Below are 19,963 nucleotides of genomic sequence, written 5' to 3' on the forward strand. Positions count from 1 at the left end.
GATAGTTCGTATTAGCTAAATGTTGCAACTGCCAAGAGGGCGATTTATTATTCCAAGAGACACTGCCTCAAAAGAATTCACGCTTGAACGTAACGGAGTAAAAAGGAATGGATGCTGCGATAATAAGTTCGAATAGGCTGAAGATGTTGGAGGCAGAGAGCATATATATTATTAGGGAAGTCCTGGCGACCTTTAGACGCCCTGTTCTTTTGTACTCTGTCGGAAAGGATAGTTCCGTCCTATTGCATCTCCTCAAGAAGGCGTGCTCGCCTGGTAAGCCGGTAATACCACTTCTCCACATTGACACCCTGTGGAAATTTAGGGAGATGATTGAATTTCGGGATTCCGAGGCGGCGCGCCATGGGGTTGAGATGCTTGTTTATACCAATCCCCACGGGGTTTCGGCCGGAGTAGGGCCGATCACTCATGGTTCTCGAGTACATACCGATATAATGAAGACTCAGGCGTTGAAGCAGGCCCTTAATAGGTGGGGCTTCGACGCAGCCATTGGCGGCGCCCGCCGCGATGAAGATCGAGCAAGGGCAAAGGAGCGATTTATTTCGTTTCGCGGAAATTTCCATCAATGGGATCCAAAATCGCAAAGGCCTGAGTTGTGGAGGTCGTTCCACATGAGGATCTCACCTGGTGAAAGCGTCAGGGCGTTCCCTCTTTCAAACTGGACCGAACTTGATGTATGGAACTACATCCGCCAAGAGGGAATTGAAGTGGTGCCACTCTACTTTGCTAGTAGACGGCCTGTAGTTGAAAGGGAGGGCGAACTTATCGTTGTTGACGACGATCGGCTTGATGTTTCCCCGAGCGAGGAGGTCCTAATCAAGCGAGTGCGATTCAGAACCATCGGCTGCTATCCATTGACAGGTGCGATTGAGTCTGATGCCTGCGATGTAAACTCGATAATATCTGAAATTGTTTCACTGGGAACGTCAGAAAGAGTCGGGAGATTGATAGATAGGGATGAGCGTGGCTCAATGGAAAGAAAGAAGAAGGAGGGGTACTTTTAATGTCATATAGCGCCGAAAGATACTCTGGTACATGGCCTATTTGCAGGTTGATGACTTGCGGCGGAGTGGACGATGGTAAGAGTACTCTGATCGGTCGCCTATTGTACGAAGTCGGTAAGATACCAGTTGATCAATTGCATATTCTTGCTGGGGAAAGCGCTCGATACAGGCGTGATCTCACTGGCTTGGATTTCGCTCTACTACTGGACGGATTGGAGGAGGAGCAGCAAGGGCAGGTAACTATTGATGTTGGTTATCGACACTTGGAGACAGCTAAAAGACGCTTTTTGATAGCTGACTGTCCCGGACATGCGCAGTACATTCGGAACATGGTCACCGCGGCTTCCATGGCTGACATTGCTTTGCTGTTAGTTGACGCGCGCAGAGGCTTGACAGTTCACACGCGCAGGCATGCGAGGGTCGCGGCTCTTCTTGGCGTAAAGAAGGTCGTCCTCGCTGTCAACAAGATGGACCTCGTTGGCTTTGAGCGTGAGACCTACATTCGCCACGCTGCGGAATTTCGACTTCTCATGGATGAGCTGGGCATAAAATGTGCTCAGGCAGTCCCAATTAGTGCTTCTGAGGGGAGCAATATCGTAATCGCTTCGGATCTTATGTCGTGGTATTCGGGGCCCACTCTTCTTTCTGTTCTTGAGGAGGATTTAGAGTCAGGACAGGAATTTGATTCAGATCTTGGATTCCGAATGCCCATTCAATGGGTGAATCCGAGTGCCGGCGAACGGAGATGCTACACAGGAGAAGTGCTTCAAGGAGCGGTTTCCGTGGGCGAGGTCGTGATGGCACTACCGTCCGGCATCCGCCTGACCGTAAGTCGTTTAATTGGGGTCCAGGGGGAGGTGCGCCATGCGCAACGCGGAGACTCCGTCGCAATGACGTTTGATGAGGATGTAGCAATTGGGCGGGGAGACGTGATCGCAGATGTGATCACCAACCACCAAGTTGGACGCGCTTTTTCTGCTTCAATTATCTGCACTGGTGACACACCAATCGAGACTGGACGATCCTATGAGCTTGTGCTTGGGACAGCTAGGGTGCAGGCGTGCATTACAAGAATCGATTGGGCTCGCAATCTCTCGTCCGGGGAGGAGGTGCTCGTCCCGTATTGCGAGCCTGATACATTCTGTGGCGTGCAGATTGAGACTAGCGAAGCGATCGCGTTCGAGAGTTATCAGAGAAATAGAATTATGGGAGGCTTCATTCTTGTCGATCGAGAGACTAACTCTGTCGCTTCAGCAGGCACGATTTCGATTGCACAGGTGGCGACGTTCAACCGGCTGAAGTCAACCCACTCATACTCAATTGGGGCTCACGACGCGCAGGCTGGTACCCGTGTAGTGTGGATCACGGGCATATCGGGCGCTGGGAAAACGACGTGCGGGGAGCTATTGGTCTCGGATCTCAGAGCTGCGGGTATTCCGGCAGTCCTAATCGACGGGGATGTTGTTCGTGCCGGACTCTGCCAAGATCTCTTGTTTACGCCGTCAGACAAGGCTGAAAATTGCCGACGGATAGCGGAGGTTGCCCGACTAATTGCGCAGGCCGGGATTGTTGCGGTCGTTTCCGCGATATCTCCATATGAGGCGGATAGAAGGTATGCGCGAAGTAGGCTGGAGAAATTTGGGTTTATGGAGGTTCATCTTGATGCGAGTCTTGATCTGGCGAGGAGCCGAGATCCGAAAGATCTCTATAAGAGGGCGCAGAATGGATTGGTCGTCGGTATGAGCGGGATGGACGCGCCTTACGAGGTCCCGAGTGCTCCGGAGCTCCGGCTTGATGCTGCGATGCCTTCTCGATACTGCGCCGATCGTATACTTACGTACATCTCCGACAGTCGGAAAGGAGAGCGGGGCAGTCTTTGGAAGAAGCCCATAGAGTAAGTCTGCGTGGGAAGCTAGAGGTATCGCTGGAGCTAGTTCAACTTTGCGCCACCAGGCGAGAATTCAGGAGTCAACCGAGCTCCGGCGATTTTAAGAGGCGCCAAGCCAAGTAGTTGAGGTGCGCGACATTGGAAAAGCGCCGTTGCAAACTTTGCCAAGTGGTGAAGGCGTAGAGCGCCTTCATGGGGAGGCGCGCAATGCGTACAGGCTGCCGTCCAAGTGCCGTTTGCTTCGCCTGAAATTCGGTTGCTAATGGGCTTGGTTCCTGCAGCAAGGCAGGACCTGCGATCGCGAGAACAAAGTATCCGTCGCTTCGACAAGGTCCTGCGGCGGTCAGTGTGATGATATGGGGCTAGCCGCCTCATCGAGTGACAGCAATGGCTAACAAGATCCTCTGTCAGGAAAGCCATCGTCGGATAGGCGAGCTGCGGGAACATCGAGGGGCCTCAGCATATCGCAGGCATTCCAGGCTGCGCACCTGAACTGGCCGCGGCAAATGATGTCGTCTGTGGGGTCGCCAGCCAGAGACTGGATGTGCTGGGGTAGGATGTCCCTTGACCTAGTAACAGTCGCGTTTAGAGTGCTGAAGTGCCCCCTCCGATAGGAGGGCCATCAGCCGGTAGAGAGATTTCGCTCTCTTTTGGCGCCGGGGAGCTCGATCGACTGGTCTGGCAACGAAGGACCTAAGTTTCGTATTCGCGGTACCGGGGGGCGTTGTTGCTGGATGACCATGGATCCTACGTCCATGCTGGACAGGAACGCCTGTGGGTCGAAGTCCCCCTTTTCGGGTCTCCCTATCCTGCAGAAGACGATGGATTGAAGATCGCTTTGAAGTGCTTACGGGGTGCGGATTAAATGCTTTGGGGGAATGAGCGCTCTCCACCGATCTGGTCGAGTCACTGAGAGGCATGAGCTGGGCGGCATTGCCCCCGCTGACTGGACAGGTTTCCACTGCCGTGGAGATGCCCAGACCATGAACGCAACTGCGATGGACCGCTTGCTGGGGATGGTCCAAGTCCACGTCCGGGAAGCCTGATCGTCCCCTTGGTGTTGCCAAGCCGGAAGATTGTAGAAGTCACGGGCGGCATCTGTTGCCGCCCTGCGGACTTCCCTGTGAAGGTGACCGAACTTACCAGGCAATTGCACCGCGTACCTTCACTGCAGCGCGAAGCCGTCCTGCTCGATTGCTGCCAAGATGGCTTTGTGGTTCCCAACACCAATCCTTTCATCGTCGGGAAGGAGGTCGATGGTATTGAAGAACGTGGCTCCTCCGAACTCGAAGTTGCGGACGCACAGAGCCGGGCGATCGAGGTCGTGGCAAAGGATATCGCTAACTCCCCGACCAACTTCTGGCGCGGAAAAGCCGAAGAGCAGCGTATAGCTCTTCTCAGCATCTATCTGGCCTTGATCTTCGGTCTGATGGATCAGCTGCGGTGGCGCCTGGAGCGCATCGAACAGCAGCGAGAGACCGCTGAGCTGGCGAAGGACAAGATGGTTCACCGAGAGGCGGTGGATGTGTCCGAGCGCCTCAGACGTGCTCTTGACGTATTAGCTGGACAAGCATTGGATGAGCGCGTGTATGTTGTGAGAGCTCGCCCCACAACGGTCCGTGCTCGGCCCGGCAGTGGCCTGGTTCTGAGGACGGAGTACACGAAGCAGCAAGTTCTGGTGACGGGAAAGAGTTCGCGATGGCTCAAGGTCCGATTTCGGGATCATCTTGAGCAACTGGACATCGAAGGCTGGGTGCTGAAGCACTATCTGCAGCCACTGAAAAAAAACAGGAGGTTCGGTTATAGCGGGTGAGTAATCGGCCAAAGGCTAGCTATTCGTGGACGCGGCTCCAGCTTCAGCGTGAGGCCGCCGAGATGTCGCTGCTGGCACAAGACGAGCATGAACATCAATAGGGCGCGGGAAGTAACTGCCGGGCTGCGGCGTGGCACGGTCTTCGTCAGTAGCGTAATTAATTGTATGGTAAGGCCGTTAGCCGTAACTGACAGTTGGCCGGTGGACAGTGCTCTGTCGCTCGGCCCGCGCTCGCGGGGGTGTGTCCGGGCCGCACGCTGACCGACCGAACTTTGTTGTCAGACAACTTGACAACCTAACTTTCAGCTCATCGAGGAAAAGGACACCGTGGTGGGCCAACGATATCTCGCCGGGGCAGGGTGGATTGCCGCCGCCTACCAATGCGGCCGCGCTGGCACTGTGATGTGGTGCCCGAAAGGGCCGCTGCCGCCATCGTCTTGGGTCCAGCCCTTCGCCACTGACCGAGGCAATCGCGGCAAGCTGCAGCGCCTCAGTCTCTTCGGTATCCGGCAACAGGCTGGGCAGGCGCGAGGCCAACAGTGTCTTGCCGCAGCCAGGACTACCGATCAACAACAGATGGTGCCCACCGGCAGCGGCCACTTCCAACGCGCGCCGTGCGTGCGCCTGCCCGCGCACGTCAGCCAGATCCGGCAGCGGCAACGGCGTCGTGTCCACGCGCTCCACTGGCGGCAACAGGCGCGGGTTGCCCAACCCGGCGCAGCATTCCAGCAGCGTGCGCGCCACACGCACATCCGCGTGCTCGGCCAACGCAGCCTCTGCGGCATTCCCTGGCGGCACCACCAGGATGCGCCCGGCTTCAGCGGCCGCGATCGCAGCCGGTAGTGCACCGGCCACCGGCCGCAGTTCGCCGGTCAGGCCCAGCTCGCCCAGGAACTCGTACTGCAGCAGCGACTGCGGATCGACCTGGCCACTGGCCGCCAGAATGCCCAGCGCGATGGCGAGGTCGTAACGGCCGCCTTCCTTGGGCAGGTCGGCAGGCGCCAGGTTCAACGTGATGCGCCGCTGCGGAAAGTCGAAGCGTGCGCAGAGCAGGGCGGCACGGACGCGCTCGCGGGATTCGCGCACGCTGGTCTCGGCGAGGCCAACGATCTGGGTGACAGGCAGGCCGCCAGAGAGATGCACTTCCACCCGCACCGGTGGGGCATCGACCCCGGCGCGGGCACGGCTGTGGACCAGCGCGAGGCTCATGTGTGGCTTCCTGCAGAGGGATGCTTGATGGTGCGGCAGGCGTTCCGCATGGGATATCGGGAATTGCTGGTGAAGCGGCTAGGGGGATTCCTGCAGACCGTTGGAGTGCGCCTGCGCGCTTCGTAGCGGCCGGTGTTCGCGATCGAGTGTCGGAACTCAACCGGTATGACGTGGAACAACGCCGGGGAATAGGCCGTTGCCGCTCGCCCGGGCCGGCCTTTCACCTCACTGGATCTGCGCCCGCGAGACTGCGGAAATCCAAGAAAATTCCCTATGAAGTGCTTTTCGTACAGGCATTTACATTTCACCGGAACTACACACATTTACTTGAAGGTGAGCAAAAGGGGCGCTAAAATTCACCCAACACACCCGCCAAGCCTCTGACGCGCTAGTTCGCGACATGCTCAAATTGGCGGGTTTTTTTTTGCCTGCTGATTGGAGTCAGGATGACTCACTACCGCAAACCACCCCTGTCGATTCAGGAGCAGTTGGATCTCCTCCAGCAGCGCGGGCTGGCCATCGGCGACGCCGCCAATGCCAAACGCTATCTGCAGCGTGTTGGCTACTACCGCCTCATGGGCTATCTCTACACACAGCGTGTGCCCGGTAGCGACAGCTTCCGAGCTCAAGCGACATTCGAAGAAGCGGTCAGTCTCTATGAATTCGATAGGGCCCTTCGAGACCTGGTAATGGAGGCCGTTGGCCATATCGAGGTCGCAACGCGGACCGTGCTCACGTACCACTTTGCCCATGCCTATGGCGCCTTCGGCCACTTGGAGCCGCGCAATCTGGCATTCACCGGGCAGGAGTATGCGGATTGGCTCGGCGGCGTCGAAAGCGAAGTGACGCGCTCCAGGGAGGCGTTTATTCGGCACTACAAGGACAAGTACGCCTCACCCGCATTCCCCAGAGTACCGATCTGGATGGCGACAGAAGTCATGTCGCTCGGCTCGCTTTCTCGCTTCTACAAAGCGCTGCACTCCAGAGAACAGAAGGCTGTTGCGGGTGAGATGCTGCTGGCCGCGCCAGTCTTCGCAAACTGGCTGCATGTCACCAGCGTGGCGCGAAACGTCGTTGCACACCACAGTAGGTTATGGAACAAGGAGCTCGGTGTTTCGGCAGTTCGTCCACGGTCGGCAGGATGGTCTGAGCGCGAGGCGCCATACGCACCGAATCGTTGCTTCTTTCTGTTGCTCCTGCTTCGCAGACTTCTGGAAGCGACGACCGCTGATTTCAGGGATTGGCGTGAACGTGTCGATACCCACCTCTCGGCTGGCCTGACGACCGAAGTCCGAACGAGAAGCATCGGGGCTGCGACTGGATGGCAGGACCATCGCCTTTGGCGCGGGTAAGTCCCAGGAGGCGCCGCTTCCTCCAGACATTTGTTGCGAATGGGCCGGTTAGGGGGGGGGGGCGGTCAATGGCGGCCCAGCACCCCAAACAGACACCGCTGCTCATCCAGCACCAGCCCATTGAAGCGCCCAAACCGCGTCTCAACCCACGAAGGCACAGCGCTTTCCACCAGCAATCGCCCTTGGCTCTGGTGCAGATCCAGCCAGCGCTCGAAGCTGATGCGCAGACGTTCGATATCCGGTGCCCGCCAGCGGGCATCGGCAGGCATGCGGATCAGCACGCGCGACGGCGCGTTCTCCACGTCCATCACCACAACGCCCTTACAGCGGATCTCGAAGGACGTCGCCCCGGCATGACGCGCGTGCAGTTCAAAACCCTCGTGGGCCTTCGCAGTCACGAAGCCGCGCGCATCACTGTGCAGCAGACGGTAATCGGCCGGCTGCAGCTTCTGGTAGGCCCACACCTGATCGCCTGCGGGCTCGGGCCACTCCACCCACATCGTGCCGATCACCGCGATGCACACCGCCGCAGCGGCCAGGCCGTGCTTCTTCATTCGTCACCCCACACACAGGCAGAAAACTGCGCGCCATAAGCGCGCTCAGTCCTTGGGTCGCATCCGCTCGTGGATGAAGGCGGTCAGCGCCAGATCGGCCATCACCAGCCCCTCCATCACCCGGTCGCCCACGTACTGTTCGGGCTCGCCGTTCTGGCGCGTGCGCTCGGCCGCCAGCAGGATCTCCTGCACGATGCGCTGGCCGGTGAGCGCGCAGTCGGCGTCGGACAACGCCATCTGCCGGCTGCGCAGGTGGTGCCGCTCGGGCCAGGGCTGGCCGTCGGCCGCAGCGCCCGCACCGATGGCGTGCAGGATGGCGATGAGGCTGTTGGGGTCCAGCGCGGGCGCGGGCGCGGGTGACGGCGCTTCCTGGATCGGGCGCGGGGGCGGGGAGTGCGGTGTGGTCATGGCGGGCTCCGTGCATGCAGGCGGACGCCGCCACCGATAAAGGTGGCGGGCAGAGCGTGGCTCGAAAACCGGGCTATTAGGAAGAAACCGGCGGGCACAAGGCCCCCACGCCCCGCCCGCCATAGCTGGCAGACGGAATGCCAGCCGACACCACGCAAGGTGATGCCGGCTGGCAAGTGCAAACAACATCCTAATAGCTCGGGTTTTCGAGGCCCGGCCACCCGTTTTCGGTGGCGATACCAGAGTTGCCTGACGTAGTTGGGAATGCCAAGGGGGAGGGGGCAATGCCGCCAAAACCCGAGACGCTTTTGGCATTGTCGCATAGCGAGGAAAGCGGCGAGAGCCTTGGCGTGCTTGGCGCAGCGGCGCTTCTGGAACGGAGTCGTCAGAACCTTCTGCCAGAGATGTAAGGCGCGGCAAATGCGACAGCACTCGCCCATCGGGCATGTGTGATCGCTCATGCAACCGAACCGCTGCGACACCGGCTGGATGGTTTAAATGACTTCTTGCCTATTGAACCTACCGAGTGCCGCGCGCAATCTGACTACCGCTGTAGTCACGCGGGGCTGCCCTGCCCGCAGCAGGACGGTCTTGTAGCGTTTGAACGGATTCCACCCACTGGTGCAGGCCAAAACAAGGATCACTGTACGTGTTACGCCGCAATCGACTTCTTCTGTCTGCGGGTCTGGTCCCGCTTCCGTGGTTTCTGTTCTGGACCAGCGTTGCCGCCCTGTTCGCGCCGGGCTACAACCCGCTTGCACAGCACGCCAGCGAACTGCTGCAGGCGCCAACGCTTGCAAGCATCTGCGGCAGAATCGCCGCCATCGGCTCCGGTATGGGCTTCGTGGCGTTCTCCATCGGGGTGTGGCGAGAGTCCGGCCGCCGCATTGCCGTGGGCGCGATCTGCTGGATGATCTTTGGCATCTCCATGCTGACCAACGGTCTCTGGCCCATGGGCCATCCGATGCACGGCTTCTATACCATCGGCATCGCAAACATCATTGCACCGGCGATGTCGCACATCGAACTGAGTGCGTGGTCTGCCAACCGAAGGGCGTACGCCGTGACCGCTATGGTGAGCATCGCGAGCATCGTCTATCTCTGGTTGAACGTGGTGGGAGCGGATCCGGATGGGTTCAGGGGGCTGACACAGCGCCTGTTCTCGTCGATCAACTCGCTGTGGCCATTCCTGGTTGCGCTGTATCTGCTGCGAAGGGGTTCAAGCGTGCTGAAGGCGGAGCCGACGTATTGATGGGCGGGCGTGCAGGCACATGGACAACCATTGAGTGTGTGGGGCTGAGAAGGGGATGAGGATTTTTCGCCGTCAGCTGATCTACGTTCGAGTGCACCAGGACCACTTCATTGCGCGCGTGGTGGGTGGAGACAGGACCATCCGTCGTCAGTGTCATGCCCTTGGCAATCGCGCGGGCCCGATCAAGGACTTTTCGAGTATCCGGCCCCTGCTCAAGGCGATCTTCTCGGAACTCCTGCCTGGGTTCTCTCTCGTCAAGCCGTGGGGGCTCCTGCATTTTGATCCGATTGAGTACCCGGTCACGAAGGAAGAACTGGCCGGGTTCCAGAAGGCTGCCATGCGAAGTGGTGTGAGCTTCTGTTTTCTCTCCACGTGGGAGCAGCGGCATGAAGACAAGGATCTGTTGGAGATGTTCAAGTAGTGCCGGCCCGATACTTCGTTCCAGGCCAGGCAAATTCGTGGTTGGGTCTGTTCAAGGTACTGCGAGAGTCCGCTCTTGGCCGGGAGCGGACATCGTTCGACGACCTGCTGCGTTGATCCTCCGTCGGCCAAAGCACGTGTCTCTCCTTCCCTCAATTGATGATCTCCCCACTCCCCGAAGCAACAAACGCCTTCAACTGCCGGACGAACTCCGCGTCATACAGCTCCCACTCCACAATCTCCCCCACAATCCGCAACGGCTGCGTACTCCGATACGACCGCATCGGGTTCCCGGGAAACTTCTTGTTGGTCACATTCGGATCGTCCTCAAACGGCCCGGTCGGCTCCACCACATACACACGCGGTCGCCCTTCACCCTTGGCCATCTCCGCAGCCAGCCCGGCGCCCTTGGCAATCGTGGTGAAGTAAATGTGGTTCATCACCACGCTGTCGCGATAGTTGGAGCGGAAGCCCGCACTCAGCAGCTCGCCCACCGCCAGATCAGCGCGGGTGCCGTGATAGAACGGCCCGGCGACCTGGTCGCAGGTGTCATGCGAAACGGGTGTCCAATCGGTGTCCTGCGCCATCGCTGCTGCCCCTCTCTGTGCTGCCGGATCGACAGGCCGGCGAGTCTAGGGCGCCCGGTGGGCCTTGCTGCAAGGCCCCATCCGGGAAATAATCTGTAAACGGGAGGCGCACTGCGCCTCTTTTTTCATTCTGCGGTGCCGCGCCCTTCCAGCTCACGCACGGCCGTTTCCAGCGCATCCAGCTTTTCGCGGGTCTTCAGCAGCACGGCGCGCTGCACTTCGAACTCCTCGCGGGTGACCAGGTCCAGCTTGGCCAGACCCGCCTGCAACGCGCTCTTGAAGGTGGCCTGCAGTTCCTCGCGCGATTCGCGCAGGCCGGGCGGCACCAGGTCGCTCAAGCGACGGGCAAGGTCATCCAGTTGGTTCAGGTCGATCATGGGGGTACTCCGTGGTGCGGGCGGGCCGTGCAGGCCACAAGGATACTGCTGGGCCGGTCGCCCGCACAGGCGTGGGCTGTTTCGCACCGGGCGCGTTCAGGCGCTATCCTCCACGCCGGAAGACAGGAGATAGACGATGAAGATGGTCATGGCGGTGATCAAGCCGTTCAAGCTCGACGACGTGCGCGAAGCGCTGGCCGAGCGTGGGGTTACCGGGATCACGGTGACGGAAGTGAAGGGCTTTGGCCGCCAGAAGGGCCACACCGAACTGTACCGCGGCGCGGAGTATGTGGTCGATTTCCTGCCGAAGGTGAAGCTGGAAGTGGCGGTGACCGATGACCAGGTGGAGGCCGTGGTTGAGGCCATCGTGAAGGCGGCGGGCACCGGCAAGATTGGCGACGGCAAGGTGTTCGTGTACGACCTGGGCAGTGTGGTGCGTATTCGTACCGGTGAGTTGGACGCGGACGCGTTGTAACCCGTTCGGCGGGATGTTGTAGAGCCGAGCCTATGCTCGGCTGCATTTCGCGCGATGCAGGAACAGCAGCCGAGCGCGGGCTCGGCTCTACAAAGAGCGGTAAAGCGGTCGAGCGAGCTCGACCCCTACCGGCGCTTGGCCCACTTGTAGAACCGCTTCCAGCCCTGGCGCACGGCAGCGACCCAGCCGGGGTCGGCCACCAGTGCGGCCTGCGCGGCACTCGGGGCCTGGCCGGTCATGCGCTGGCGGATCTTCAGCAGGTTCTTCATGTCGCTGCGGCGCATCTGCCGGCTGAGCGGGTTGCGGCGCAGCCAGCGCGGGGCGCGCCAGGCGGAGGTGAAGTCCAGCAGCACCGGCACGCCGCCGCTGACCACCACGTTGGTGCCATGCAGGTCGTTGTGGGTGATGCCGGCGGCATGCAAACGGCTGAGCGCGTGCTGCAGCTGCTCGAACACTTCATTGCCCACGGCCTGCGCGGTGCTCAGGGTCTGGCCGGGAATGAACTCCATGCCCAGTGCCAGGCCACCCAGGGTGCCAAGCAGCGCGGGGGCATGCTTCCAGCCGCCCAGGCGCTGCAGCATGCGGGCCTCACGGCGCACCATCAGCCGCGCGATCAGTGAAACGGGGGTGCCGCGGTAGCGGGAGTAGTCCTTGATGACCGCCTCGCGCCCGTCCAGGCAGGTGCGATAGACGTCGGGGGCCAGGAAGCGTTTGCCGCGCTTGAGCAGCAGCGGGGTGGCGGCGTCTTCGCCGCAGGAGGAGGGGGGCAGGGCAGGGAGATGCATGTCGGGGTCTCGGTCGACCCGGTGGGTGGCGCAAAGCGTCAAGCGAACCGGTGTTACAGGGAGTTACTAAGTTTTCGTTAATTTTAGTACTCGCCAGTTCGCTATTCCACGATTTGTCGGAGAAATGTCGGGGTCGTGGCTGGAACAGTTCGTCGCACCCCATCGGACAATTCCGTCTCACTTCGTCTTTGGTTCTTTCAGAATCAATAGGTTGGGCGTCGCGTCGCTTCGTTCATCCGCGGCCCGCTGAACGTCACGCACGTCCGGCTTGACCCCGACGCACGGCCTGCCGACCATAAGCTGTTAATTCGCGACATCGGCGGCCGCCCCTTCCTGGCACGTCCCCGTTCCCTGCCGCGGTCCCCACCGGTGCTGGCCGCTTGGCCGTGCATCGCCCTGTTTCCCGTTCCGGCTGCGGCTGGAGGAAAGTGTTTTGATCATCAAAATCGTCATTGCAGCGCTGTTCGTCGCCTGCGTGCTGTACATCCACTTCCGTGGCAAGGTCCGCGCGCGCTGGTCGCGCCAGCTGCTGGACCATTCCAGCTTCATGGCCCCGATCAACGTGGTCATGTACATGTTCTCGAAGGTGCCGACCACGCCGTTCCTGGACCCGGCCAAGGAGTTCCCGCAGCTGGAGCCGCTGCGCCAGAACTGGCAGATGATCCGCGACGAGGCGCTGGCGCTGCGCGATGCACAGAAGATCGCGGCCTCCAGCACGTTCAACGATGCCGGCTTCAATTCGTTCTTCCGCCGTGGCTGGAAGCGCTTCTACCTGAAGTGGTACGGCCCTTCGCACCCGTCGGCGAAGGCGATGTGCCCGAAGACCACGGCGTTGCTGGAGTCGCTGCCGGACGTGCGCGCGGCGATGTTCGCGCAGCTGCCGTCGGGCAGCGAACTGCGCCCGCACCGCGATCCGTTCGCCGGTTCGCTGCGCCTGCACCTGGGCCTGGCCACGCCGAACAACGACGGCTGCTACATCGAAGTGGACGGCATCAAGAAGAGCTGGCGCGACGGCGAGTGGATGATGTTCGACGAGACCTACATCCACCACGCGCACAACGAGACGCCCGATGACCGCGTGATCCTGTTCTGCGACATCGCCCGCCCGCTGCGCTTCGGCCTGCCGAGCCTGTTCAATCGTGCGGTGGCGGCCACGCTGCTGGCCGGCGGTGCCTCGCCGAACCTGCCGGGTGACCCGACCGGTGGCGTCAACAAGGCGTTCGGCAGCGTCTACAAGGTGCGCCTGAAGGCCAAGGCACTGCGCGAGCGCAGTGTGGTGGCCTACCAGGTGATCAAGTGGGGCCTGGTGGTGGCGGTGATTGCGGGTATCTGGGCGCTCTGAGCGAACCGCCGCCGGACTTGGCCCGGCGCTACCGGATTCCGCGGGGCATGTTGTAGAGCCGAGCCCATGCTCGGCTGCTTCTGCGCGAAATGCAGCCGAGCATGGGCTCGGCTCTACAGAAAGCAAAAACCCGCGCTGTCGCCAGTGCGGGTTTTTCATTGGGTGGGTGCCGACCGTTGGTCGGCACGCCTTACTTCAGTGCCGCCTGCACGAAGGGCGGGGTCACCAGCACGCCGGTGTGCAGCGCGGCGGTGTAGTACAGGGTGTTGAAGGTCTTGGCGGCCGAGTCGGCCTGGCGGAAGTCGAAGCTGCTGTCGCCCTTGCGCGCCATGGTCACGCTCCACCAGCCGGTGGGGTAGCACGGCTGCGGGAACGGCAGGGTCTTGAACGAGCCGAAACCAGCCTTGCCCATCTCGGTGCGCATTTCGTTGATCAGCTCCAGCTGCATCAGCGGCGACTCGGACTGCTGCACCAGGATGCCGTCGTCCTTCAGGGCCTTGAAGCAGCTCTCGTAGAAGGCCTTGTTGAACAGGCCTTCGCCGGGGCCGACCGGGTCGGTCGAATCGACGATCACCACGTCCACGCTGCCGGCCGGGCAGTTGGCCATGTAGGCCACGCCGTCGTCGAACAGCAGCTCGGCGCGGGCGTCGTCATTGGAGTCGCACAGTTCCGGGAAGTGCTTGCGCGCCATCACGGTGACCTGCTCGTCGATATCACACTGGGTCACGCTCTCCACGCCCTTGTGCTTGAGCACTTCGCGCAGGGTGCCGCAGTCGCCGCCGCCGATGATCACCACGCGCTTGGGCGCGGCGTGGGTGAACAGCACCGGGTGGCTGATCATCTCGTGGTAGAAGAAATTGTCCTTGCTGGTCAGCATGATGGCCCCGTCGATGGTCATCAGGTTGCCCCAGTCGGTGGTCTGGAAGATCTCGATCTTCTGGAACGGCGACTGCACCTCGTCCAGCTTGCCGGTGATGCGGTAGCCGATGGCCGAGCCGGTGCGCTCGAAGTGTTCGATGTACCAGTTGTTGCTGTCAGTCATTGGAAAACAGTCCTGTTCGGAGGGGTGGAGCCGGGCTGGCGGGCGGGGCCGCGTGGCACAGATGCCACATCCGGACGGATCGGCCCGTTCAGGTTGAAACCTGTCACGGGCGCGGGCGCGCATGATAACGAACCTGTGGGCATATAGGCGTTATCATGCCCCCCCTTTTATTGCCAACAAGGCCGACTGAAATGACCGATTGGTCCCTCGACCAAGCCCGCAAGACCTACTCGATCCCGCATTGGGCGGACGGTTACTTCGATGTGGATCAGGCCGGGCACATGGTGGTGAGACCGACCGGGGCGGACGGCCCGGTGGTGTCGCTGCCCAAGGTGGTCGATGCGGCGCGTGCGGCGGGCGCCAAGCTGCCGCTTCTGGTGCGCTTCCCGGACATCCTCGGCCAGCGCCTGGGCAAGCTGCAGGCGGCCTTCGGCCAGGCCCAGCAGGACTGGGAATACAGCGGCGGCTACACCGCCGTGTACCCGATTAAGGTCAACCAGACCCGCGGCGTGGCCGGCACCCTGGCCAGCCACCACGGCGAGGGCTTCGGCCTGGAAGCGGGCAGCAAGCCCGAGCTGATGGCCGTGCTGGCGCTGTCGCGTCCGGGTGGCCTGATCGTCTGCAATGGTTACAAGGACCGCGAGTACATCCGCCTGGCCCTGATCGGCCGCAAGCTGGGCCTGCAGACCTTCATCGTCATCGAGAAGCCGTCCGAGCTGAAGCTGGTGCTGGAAGAGTCCAAGGCGCTGGACGTGAAGCCGGGCCTGGGCGTGCGCATGCGCCTGGCCTCGCTGGGCGCCGGCAAGTGGCAGAACAGCGGTGGCGACAAGGCCAAGTTCGGCCTGTCGCCGCGCCAGCTGCTGGACCTGTGGAAGTCGCTGCGTGACACCGAGTACGCCGACTGCCTGAACCTGCTGCACTTCCATATGGGCTCGCAGATCTCCAACGTGCGCGACATCGCCAACGGCATGCGCGAAGCCACCCGCTACTTCGTGGAGCTGTCGCGCCTGGGCGCGAAGATCACCCACGTCGACGTGGGTGGTGGCCTGGGCGTGGACTATGAAGGCACCCGTTCGCGCAGCTTCTGCTCGATCAACTACGGCCTGCATTCCTACGCCAGCAACATCGTGCAGCCGCTGGCCAATGCCTGCGAAGAGTTCGGCCTGACCCCGCCGCGCATCGTGACCGAGTGCGGCCGCGCGATGACCGCGCACCACGCGGTGCTGATCGCCAACGTGTCGGAAGTGGAAGAGGCGCAGGAAGGCCGCGTGCCGGACCAGCACGATGACGAGCCGGCGGCGATCCGCCACCTGCGCGAGATCCACGACGAACTGGACGTGCGCCCGGCGGTGGAGCTGTTCCAGGAAGCGCAGCATTTCCATGCCGAAGGCCTGGCCAGCTACGCGCTGGGCCAGATCGACCTGCCGCAGCGTGCGCGCATCGACGATCTGTTCTACGCCATTGCCCACGGCGTGCGTGCGCGCCTGAGCTATGACGAGAAGAGCCATCGCCCGGTGCTGGACGAACTGAACGAGCGCCTGGTCGACAAGTACTTCGTCAACTTCAGCGTGTTCGAATCGATCCCGGACGTGTGGGCGATCGACCAGGTGTTCCCGATCGTGCCGATCGAGCGCCTGGACGAAACCCCGGACCGCCGCGGCATCATCGCCGACATGACCTGCGACTCGGACGGCATGGTGGAAACCTATGTCGAGAACGAGAGCCTGGACAGCTCGCTGCCGCTGCACAAGATGAAGCCGGGTGAGAGCTACCGCATCGGCTTCTTCATGGTCGGCGCCTATCAGGAAATCCTGGGCGACATCCACAACCTGTTCGGCGATACCGACGCGGTGGAAGTGCTGGCCGACGCCGATGGCTACGCCATCACCCAGCAGCGCCGCGGCGACACCACCGACGTGATGCTGGACTACGTGGGCTACCGCCTGGATGAGCTGCGCACGACCTACGCGCAGCGGGTGGCCGAGGCCCAGCTGTCGCCGGAACGCGCGCAGGAGCTGTCGGAGGCACTGGAAGCCGGCCTGACCGGTTACACCTACCTGTCCGACGAACCTCTGGTCTGATGGACAGCGCCGGGCTTGCCCGGCGCTACCGTTGCGATGAGCGCCCGCGCGATCTTCCACCTGTTCCTGCATGCCGCCGTGCCAGCCCTGCTGGCATGGCTGTTCTGGCGCAAGCGCTTCGCCTCGGCGTGGTTGCTGATGCTGCTGGGCTGGATCATCGATCTGGACCACCTGCTAGCCGACCCGATCTACGCACCGAACCGCTGCAGCATCGGCTTCCACCCACTGCATACGGCCCCAGCCATCGCGGTCTATGCCGGGTTGTGCGTGCCGAAGAAGACCAGGTTGTTCGGCATCGGTTTGATCATCCACATCGTGCTGGACGCGATTGATTGCTGGTGGATGCACCACCGTTGATGCTTGATGCGTGTCGACCAAGGTCGACACCTACCGGGTGCGGGTGAACCGGTAGCGCCGGGCGGCGCCTGGCGAGCGCAGCGGTGCGTCACGCCACGGGCAACCACAACGTCGCACGCAACCCCGGCTGTGCATTCTCCAGCGCCACGCGCCCGCCATAACTGGCGGCGATATCGCCCACGATTGCCAAGCCCAGCCCGCTGCTGCCCTCGCGCTCATCCAGCCGCACACCGCGCTGGGTGACCTGTGACAGTGACTCTGCGGCCAAGCCCGGGCCGTCGTCGCGTACTTCGATGCGTAGCTGTCCGTCGCTGATGTGTGCGGTGATGTCTACCTGCTGTCGCGCCCACCGCCCGGCGTTGTCCAGCAGGTTGCCCAGCATCTCTTCCAGATCCGCACTGGCGCCGGCGAACTGCAGCGCCGGATCGATGCCTGCGGCCGTGAACGTGATGCCACGTTCGCCATGCACGCGTGCCATCAACCGGCATAGCGCCTGCGCGACAGTCGCAACGTCGCTGCGCTGGCGATGGTCTGCGGCCAACCCTGCCGCCAGGTAACGGTCAACACTGGCCTGCATGCGTGCGCTCTGCTCGCGCACGGTGGTCCGCCAGTCCGCGCCGTCGCCGTCAGCCTCGGTGGCCAGCACGCTCAATGGGGTTTTCAATGCATGCGCCAGGTCCTGTGCACTGGTGCGCGCGCGCGCGACCATGCGTTGCTGGTGCTCCAGCAGCGCGTTGAGTTCTTCGCCCAGTGGCGCGACCTCTGCCCCCAGTCCCTGCGTGTCGATGCGTTGCGCGTCGCCGCGCCGCACCCGTTCCAGCTGTGCACCGAGGCGGTGCAGCGGACGCAGGCCGAAGTGCACCTGGCTGGCCAGCACCGCCAGCCACGCTGCGACCAGTACACCCAACGCGATGGCGGTGCGCTGCCGGAATGCGGCAACGTCGGCATCCAGCGCGCTGCGGTCGGTGGCGACCACGGCCACGAACGGTTCACTGGCACGTGGCAGGCGCACCTGCTGCACACGTGCGCGCAAGGATTGCTGCAGCGGCCCGGCCAGGTTGCGCGTGGCGGGGCCAGTGACGGTGGTGGGAAGCGTTTCATCCCACAACGAGCGTGACTGCAGCAGCACGCGGCCGTCGGCACCGGCGATCTGCCAGTAGGAACCGGAGAACACCCGCTGGAAGCGCGCGTCATTCGGTTGCTGGCGCAGGCGCAGCTGTCCTTCCGGGTTCACTTCGGCCTGCGCCAGCAGGGTCAGCATGTCCTGCTGCAGTTCGTGGTCCAGCCGATCACGCGCGCTGCGCTTGAACAGTTCGCCCAGTAGTGCGCTGGCCAGCAGCGAAACCAGCAGCAGGCCGACGCCGCCAGCCAGCAGCAGGCGCCGCCGCAGCGAGGATTGCCGGCTCACGGCGCGGCCAGCCGCCAGCCCTGGCCGCGCACGGTCTGGATCAGATCGATGCCGAGCTTGCGACGCACCCGACCCAGCAGCATGTCCAGCGCGTTGGAGTCCGGGTCGTGGCCGCCTTCGAACACCTGCTCACCCAGACGATCACGGCCGATCACCTGGCCGCTGTGGTGGATGAAGTAACTGAGCAGGCGGAACTCCTGCGGGCTCAGCGCCAGCGGCTGTCCGTCCAGTTCGAAGCGGCCGGCGTTGACGTCCAGCTGCAGCGGCCCGCAGTGCAGGCGCGGGCTGGCATGGCCATGGCTGCGGCGGATCAGGGCGCGCATGCGCAGCACCAGTTCGTCGGCCTGGAACGGTTTGGTCAGGTAGTCGTCGGCACCGGCATCGAAGCCGGCCAGCTTGTCGTGCCAGCGCCCGCGCGCGGTCAGCACCAGCACCGGGAAGCCGCGGCCGTTGCCGCGCCAGCGCTCGATTACGCTCAATCCGTCAAGCCCGGGCAGGCCCAGGTCAACGATGGCCGCCTGCAGGTCCTCGATCTGGCCGATTTCCTCGGCCTGGCGGCCATCGGCAACCACATGCACCACGTAGCCGGCCTGCTCCAGCAGGGGCACCAGGCGCTGTGCCAGTGCGGCATCGTCTTCGGCCAACAGGATGCGCATCAGTCGTCGAGCTCCGTCTTCAGCAGCTTTCCGCTGCGCGCATCATAGTCCAGCTCCACCACCACGCCGTCGCCGCGCAGGATCTCCACTTCGTAGACACCATCGTCCAGCTCCACTTCCAGCAGCTGCCCCGGAAAGCGCTTGAGTGCATCGCGCACCACGCTTTCCAATGGCACGTAGCGGCCCTGCTGCACGGCACGGCGCGCGACCTGCTGCGCCGGGTCCTGGACGGGCGCGGCGGCGGTAGGAGCGTTGGCCAGGGCCAGCAGCAGGGGCAGGGTGGAGAGCATCGGGGCGCAGGGAGGGCTGTAGGAACAGGCGTGAGTGTGCCGGGGGTGACTAACAGCTGGCTAACAGTGCCGGCTAAGGCGCTGTTAACCACGGGGTGCATTGTGGCGTTGCCGGGATGGTCCGGCCACGAACACGAACAGGAGAACCCCCATGTTGAAGTCGCTCACCCTCGCCACTGTTGCCCTGCTGACCGTCGCGCCGGCCGTACAGGCCGCGCCGCTGGGCATGGCCCAGGTTGAACAGACCCTGCGCAAGGCCGGCTACACCCAGATCCACGAGATCGAGCGCGATGATGGCCTGTGGGAGGCCGACGTGAGCCGCGCCGATGGCCGCTTCAGCGAGGTCTACGTGGACCCGAAGACCGGCGAGATCTTCGACGAGCACAGCGGCCGCGCGCTGCTGACCACCGAGCAGGTGCTGGCACGGGCACAGGCGCATGGCCTGCGCGAGATCCATTCGCTGGAACGCGATGGTGCGACCTGGTCGCTGGAGGCCCGCAATGCACGCAACCAGAAGGTGGACGTGCGCCTGAGCGGTTATGACGGCCGCATCCTGCACAGCGAGCGCGATGGCTGGCTGGATTGACGTTGGCCCATGTAGAGGGGGGGGGGGGAGGTGGGGGGCTCCCCCCCCCTCCCCCCCAC

The 19,963-nt window shown here is 62.5% G+C and carries 20 protein-coding genes and 1 pseudogene; 11 read left to right on the forward strand and 10 right to left on the reverse strand.

Annotated elements, in window-relative coordinates; translation table 11 throughout:
* Nucleotides 1-107: 107 nt before the first annotated feature.
* The 3 genes from cysD to ACTJJM_RS07450 all read left to right on the forward strand — a co-directional run bounded on the left by cysD (nucleotide 108) and on the right by ACTJJM_RS07450 (nucleotide 4,723).
* Nucleotides 108-1,022: a sulfate adenylyltransferase subunit CysD gene (gene cysD / locus ACTJJM_RS07440; RefSeq protein WP_440865364.1), complete on the forward strand. Its 915-nt coding sequence runs from the start codon at nucleotides 108-110 to the stop codon at nucleotides 1,020-1,022.
* The gene (cysC, locus tag ACTJJM_RS07445; RefSeq protein WP_440865365.1) at nucleotides 1,022-2,920 is read left to right on the forward strand and encodes an adenylyl-sulfate kinase; all 1,899 of its coding nucleotides are present in this window, start codon (nucleotides 1,022-1,024) and stop codon (nucleotides 2,918-2,920) included. The genes cysD and cysC overlap by 1 nt, the downstream gene beginning before the upstream one ends.
* A gap of 1,113 nt (nucleotides 2,921-4,033) precedes the next feature.
* Complete coding sequence (locus tag ACTJJM_RS07450) at nucleotides 4,034-4,723, forward strand: hypothetical protein (RefSeq protein WP_440865366.1); 690 nt, start codon at nucleotides 4,034-4,036, stop codon at nucleotides 4,721-4,723.
* 273 nt (nucleotides 4,724-4,996) lie between these two features.
* On the opposite strand, the pseudogene ACTJJM_RS07455 reads toward ACTJJM_RS07450, so the two are convergent.
* Nucleotides 4,997-5,932 (reverse strand): annotated as a pseudogene (locus tag ACTJJM_RS07455) (YifB family Mg chelatase-like AAA ATPase); the annotation flags it as partial.
* Nucleotides 5,933-6,378: 446 nt separating this feature from the next.
* On the opposite strand from ACTJJM_RS07455, the gene ACTJJM_RS07460 reads away from it, so the two are divergent.
* On the forward strand, nucleotides 6,379-7,284 hold the full coding sequence (locus ACTJJM_RS07460) for an Abi family protein (protein WP_010482093.1): 906 nt from the start codon (nucleotides 6,379-6,381) through the stop codon (nucleotides 7,282-7,284).
* Nucleotides 7,285-7,349: 65 nt separating this feature from the next.
* Here ACTJJM_RS07460 and ACTJJM_RS07465 read toward each other — a convergent pair whose 3' ends face one another.
* Together ACTJJM_RS07465 and ACTJJM_RS07470 are read right to left on the reverse strand one after the other, a co-directional pair.
* Entirely contained in the window at nucleotides 7,350-7,838 is a 489-nt protein-coding gene (locus ACTJJM_RS07465; protein ID WP_010482091.1) for a hypothetical protein, read from the reverse strand.
* Between the two features lie 45 nt (nucleotides 7,839-7,883).
* A complete protein-coding gene (locus ACTJJM_RS07470) occupies nucleotides 7,884-8,246 on the reverse strand; it encodes a hypothetical protein (protein ID WP_010482089.1) in 363 nt (120 codons plus the stop codon).
* Between the two features lie 649 nt (nucleotides 8,247-8,895).
* Between ACTJJM_RS07470 and ACTJJM_RS07475 the strand changes: the two genes are divergently transcribed.
* Together ACTJJM_RS07475 and ACTJJM_RS07480 are read left to right on the forward strand one after the other, a co-directional pair.
* A complete protein-coding gene (locus ACTJJM_RS07475; RefSeq protein ID WP_043401270.1) occupies nucleotides 8,896-9,498 on the forward strand; it encodes a DUF998 domain-containing protein in 603 nt (200 codons plus the stop codon).
* 55 nt (nucleotides 9,499-9,553) lie between these two features.
* Complete coding sequence (locus ACTJJM_RS07480; protein WP_224328711.1) at nucleotides 9,554-9,919, forward strand: hypothetical protein; 366 nt, start codon at nucleotides 9,554-9,556, stop codon at nucleotides 9,917-9,919.
* Nucleotides 9,920-10,070: 151 nt separating this feature from the next.
* On the opposite strand, the gene arr is transcribed toward ACTJJM_RS07480, so the two are convergent.
* Nucleotides 10,071-10,505: an NAD(+)--rifampin ADP-ribosyltransferase gene (gene arr / locus ACTJJM_RS07485; RefSeq protein ID WP_440865367.1), complete on the reverse strand. Its 435-nt coding sequence runs from the start codon at nucleotides 10,503-10,505 to the stop codon at nucleotides 10,071-10,073.
* Nucleotides 10,506-10,630: 125 nt separating this feature from the next.
* Nucleotides 10,631-10,882, reverse strand: coding sequence for a ubiquinone biosynthesis accessory factor UbiK (gene ubiK / locus ACTJJM_RS07490; protein WP_010482078.1), 252 nt, complete (start codon nucleotides 10,880-10,882; stop codon nucleotides 10,631-10,633).
* A 136-nt stretch (nucleotides 10,883-11,018) separates the two neighbouring features.
* Here ubiK and ACTJJM_RS07495 point away from each other — a divergent pair, with 136 nt between their 5' ends.
* Nucleotides 11,019-11,357, forward strand: coding sequence for a P-II family nitrogen regulator (locus ACTJJM_RS07495; protein WP_005411374.1), 339 nt, complete (start codon nucleotides 11,019-11,021; stop codon nucleotides 11,355-11,357).
* Between the two features lie 125 nt (nucleotides 11,358-11,482).
* Here the strand turns inward: ACTJJM_RS07495 and ACTJJM_RS07500 are convergent, their stop codons facing one another.
* Nucleotides 11,483-12,142: an RIO1 family regulatory kinase/ATPase domain-containing protein gene (locus ACTJJM_RS07500; RefSeq protein ID WP_440865368.1), complete on the reverse strand. Its 660-nt coding sequence runs from the start codon at nucleotides 12,140-12,142 to the stop codon at nucleotides 11,483-11,485.
* Nucleotides 12,143-12,578: 436 nt separating this feature from the next.
* Here ACTJJM_RS07500 and ACTJJM_RS07505 point away from each other — a divergent pair, with 436 nt between their 5' ends.
* Nucleotides 12,579-13,484, forward strand: coding sequence for an aspartyl/asparaginyl beta-hydroxylase domain-containing protein (locus tag ACTJJM_RS07505; protein ID WP_049435834.1), 906 nt, complete (start codon nucleotides 12,579-12,581; stop codon nucleotides 13,482-13,484).
* A 190-nt stretch (nucleotides 13,485-13,674) separates the two neighbouring features.
* Here ACTJJM_RS07505 and speE read toward each other — a convergent pair whose 3' ends face one another.
* Nucleotides 13,675-14,526: a polyamine aminopropyltransferase gene (speE, locus tag ACTJJM_RS07510; RefSeq protein ID WP_049480036.1), complete on the reverse strand. Its 852-nt coding sequence runs from the start codon at nucleotides 14,524-14,526 to the stop codon at nucleotides 13,675-13,677.
* Between the two features lie 191 nt (nucleotides 14,527-14,717).
* Between speE and speA the strand changes: the two genes are divergently transcribed.
* Together speA and ACTJJM_RS07520 are read left to right on the forward strand one after the other, a co-directional pair.
* Nucleotides 14,718-16,607, forward strand: coding sequence for an arginine decarboxylase (speA, locus tag ACTJJM_RS07515; RefSeq protein WP_197597563.1), 1,890 nt, complete (start codon nucleotides 14,718-14,720; stop codon nucleotides 16,605-16,607).
* Nucleotides 16,608-16,643: 36 nt separating this feature from the next.
* Complete coding sequence (locus ACTJJM_RS07520) at nucleotides 16,644-16,964, forward strand: DUF6122 family protein (protein WP_005411369.1); 321 nt, start codon at nucleotides 16,644-16,646, stop codon at nucleotides 16,962-16,964.
* A gap of 88 nt (nucleotides 16,965-17,052) precedes the next feature.
* Here ACTJJM_RS07520 and ACTJJM_RS07525 read toward each other — a convergent pair whose 3' ends face one another.
* The 3 genes from ACTJJM_RS07525 to ACTJJM_RS07535 are packed head-to-tail and all read right to left on the reverse strand — an operon-like array spanning nucleotide 17,053 to nucleotide 19,318.
* Nucleotides 17,053-18,372: a sensor histidine kinase gene (locus ACTJJM_RS07525; RefSeq protein WP_440865369.1), complete on the reverse strand. Its 1,320-nt coding sequence runs from the start codon at nucleotides 18,370-18,372 to the stop codon at nucleotides 17,053-17,055.
* Nucleotides 18,369-19,028: a response regulator transcription factor gene (locus ACTJJM_RS07530; protein WP_019336299.1), complete on the reverse strand. Its 660-nt coding sequence runs from the start codon at nucleotides 19,026-19,028 to the stop codon at nucleotides 18,369-18,371. The genes ACTJJM_RS07525 and ACTJJM_RS07530 overlap by 4 nt, the downstream gene beginning before the upstream one ends.
* A complete protein-coding gene (locus tag ACTJJM_RS07535; RefSeq protein ID WP_010482069.1) occupies nucleotides 19,028-19,318 on the reverse strand; it encodes a PepSY domain-containing protein in 291 nt (96 codons plus the stop codon). Before ACTJJM_RS07535 ends, ACTJJM_RS07530 begins: the two co-directional genes overlap by 1 nt.
* Nucleotides 19,319-19,469: 151 nt before the next feature.
* Here ACTJJM_RS07535 and ACTJJM_RS07540 point away from each other — a divergent pair, with 151 nt between their 5' ends.
* On the forward strand, nucleotides 19,470-19,904 hold the full coding sequence (locus tag ACTJJM_RS07540; RefSeq protein WP_043401290.1) for a PepSY domain-containing protein: 435 nt from the start codon (nucleotides 19,470-19,472) through the stop codon (nucleotides 19,902-19,904).
* The last annotated feature ends 59 nt before the right edge of the window (nucleotides 19,905-19,963 follow it).

The sequence above is a fragment of the Stenotrophomonas sp. 22692 genome (assembly GCF_052045015.1).
Taxonomy (GTDB): domain Bacteria; phylum Pseudomonadota; class Gammaproteobacteria; order Xanthomonadales; family Xanthomonadaceae; genus Stenotrophomonas; species Stenotrophomonas geniculata.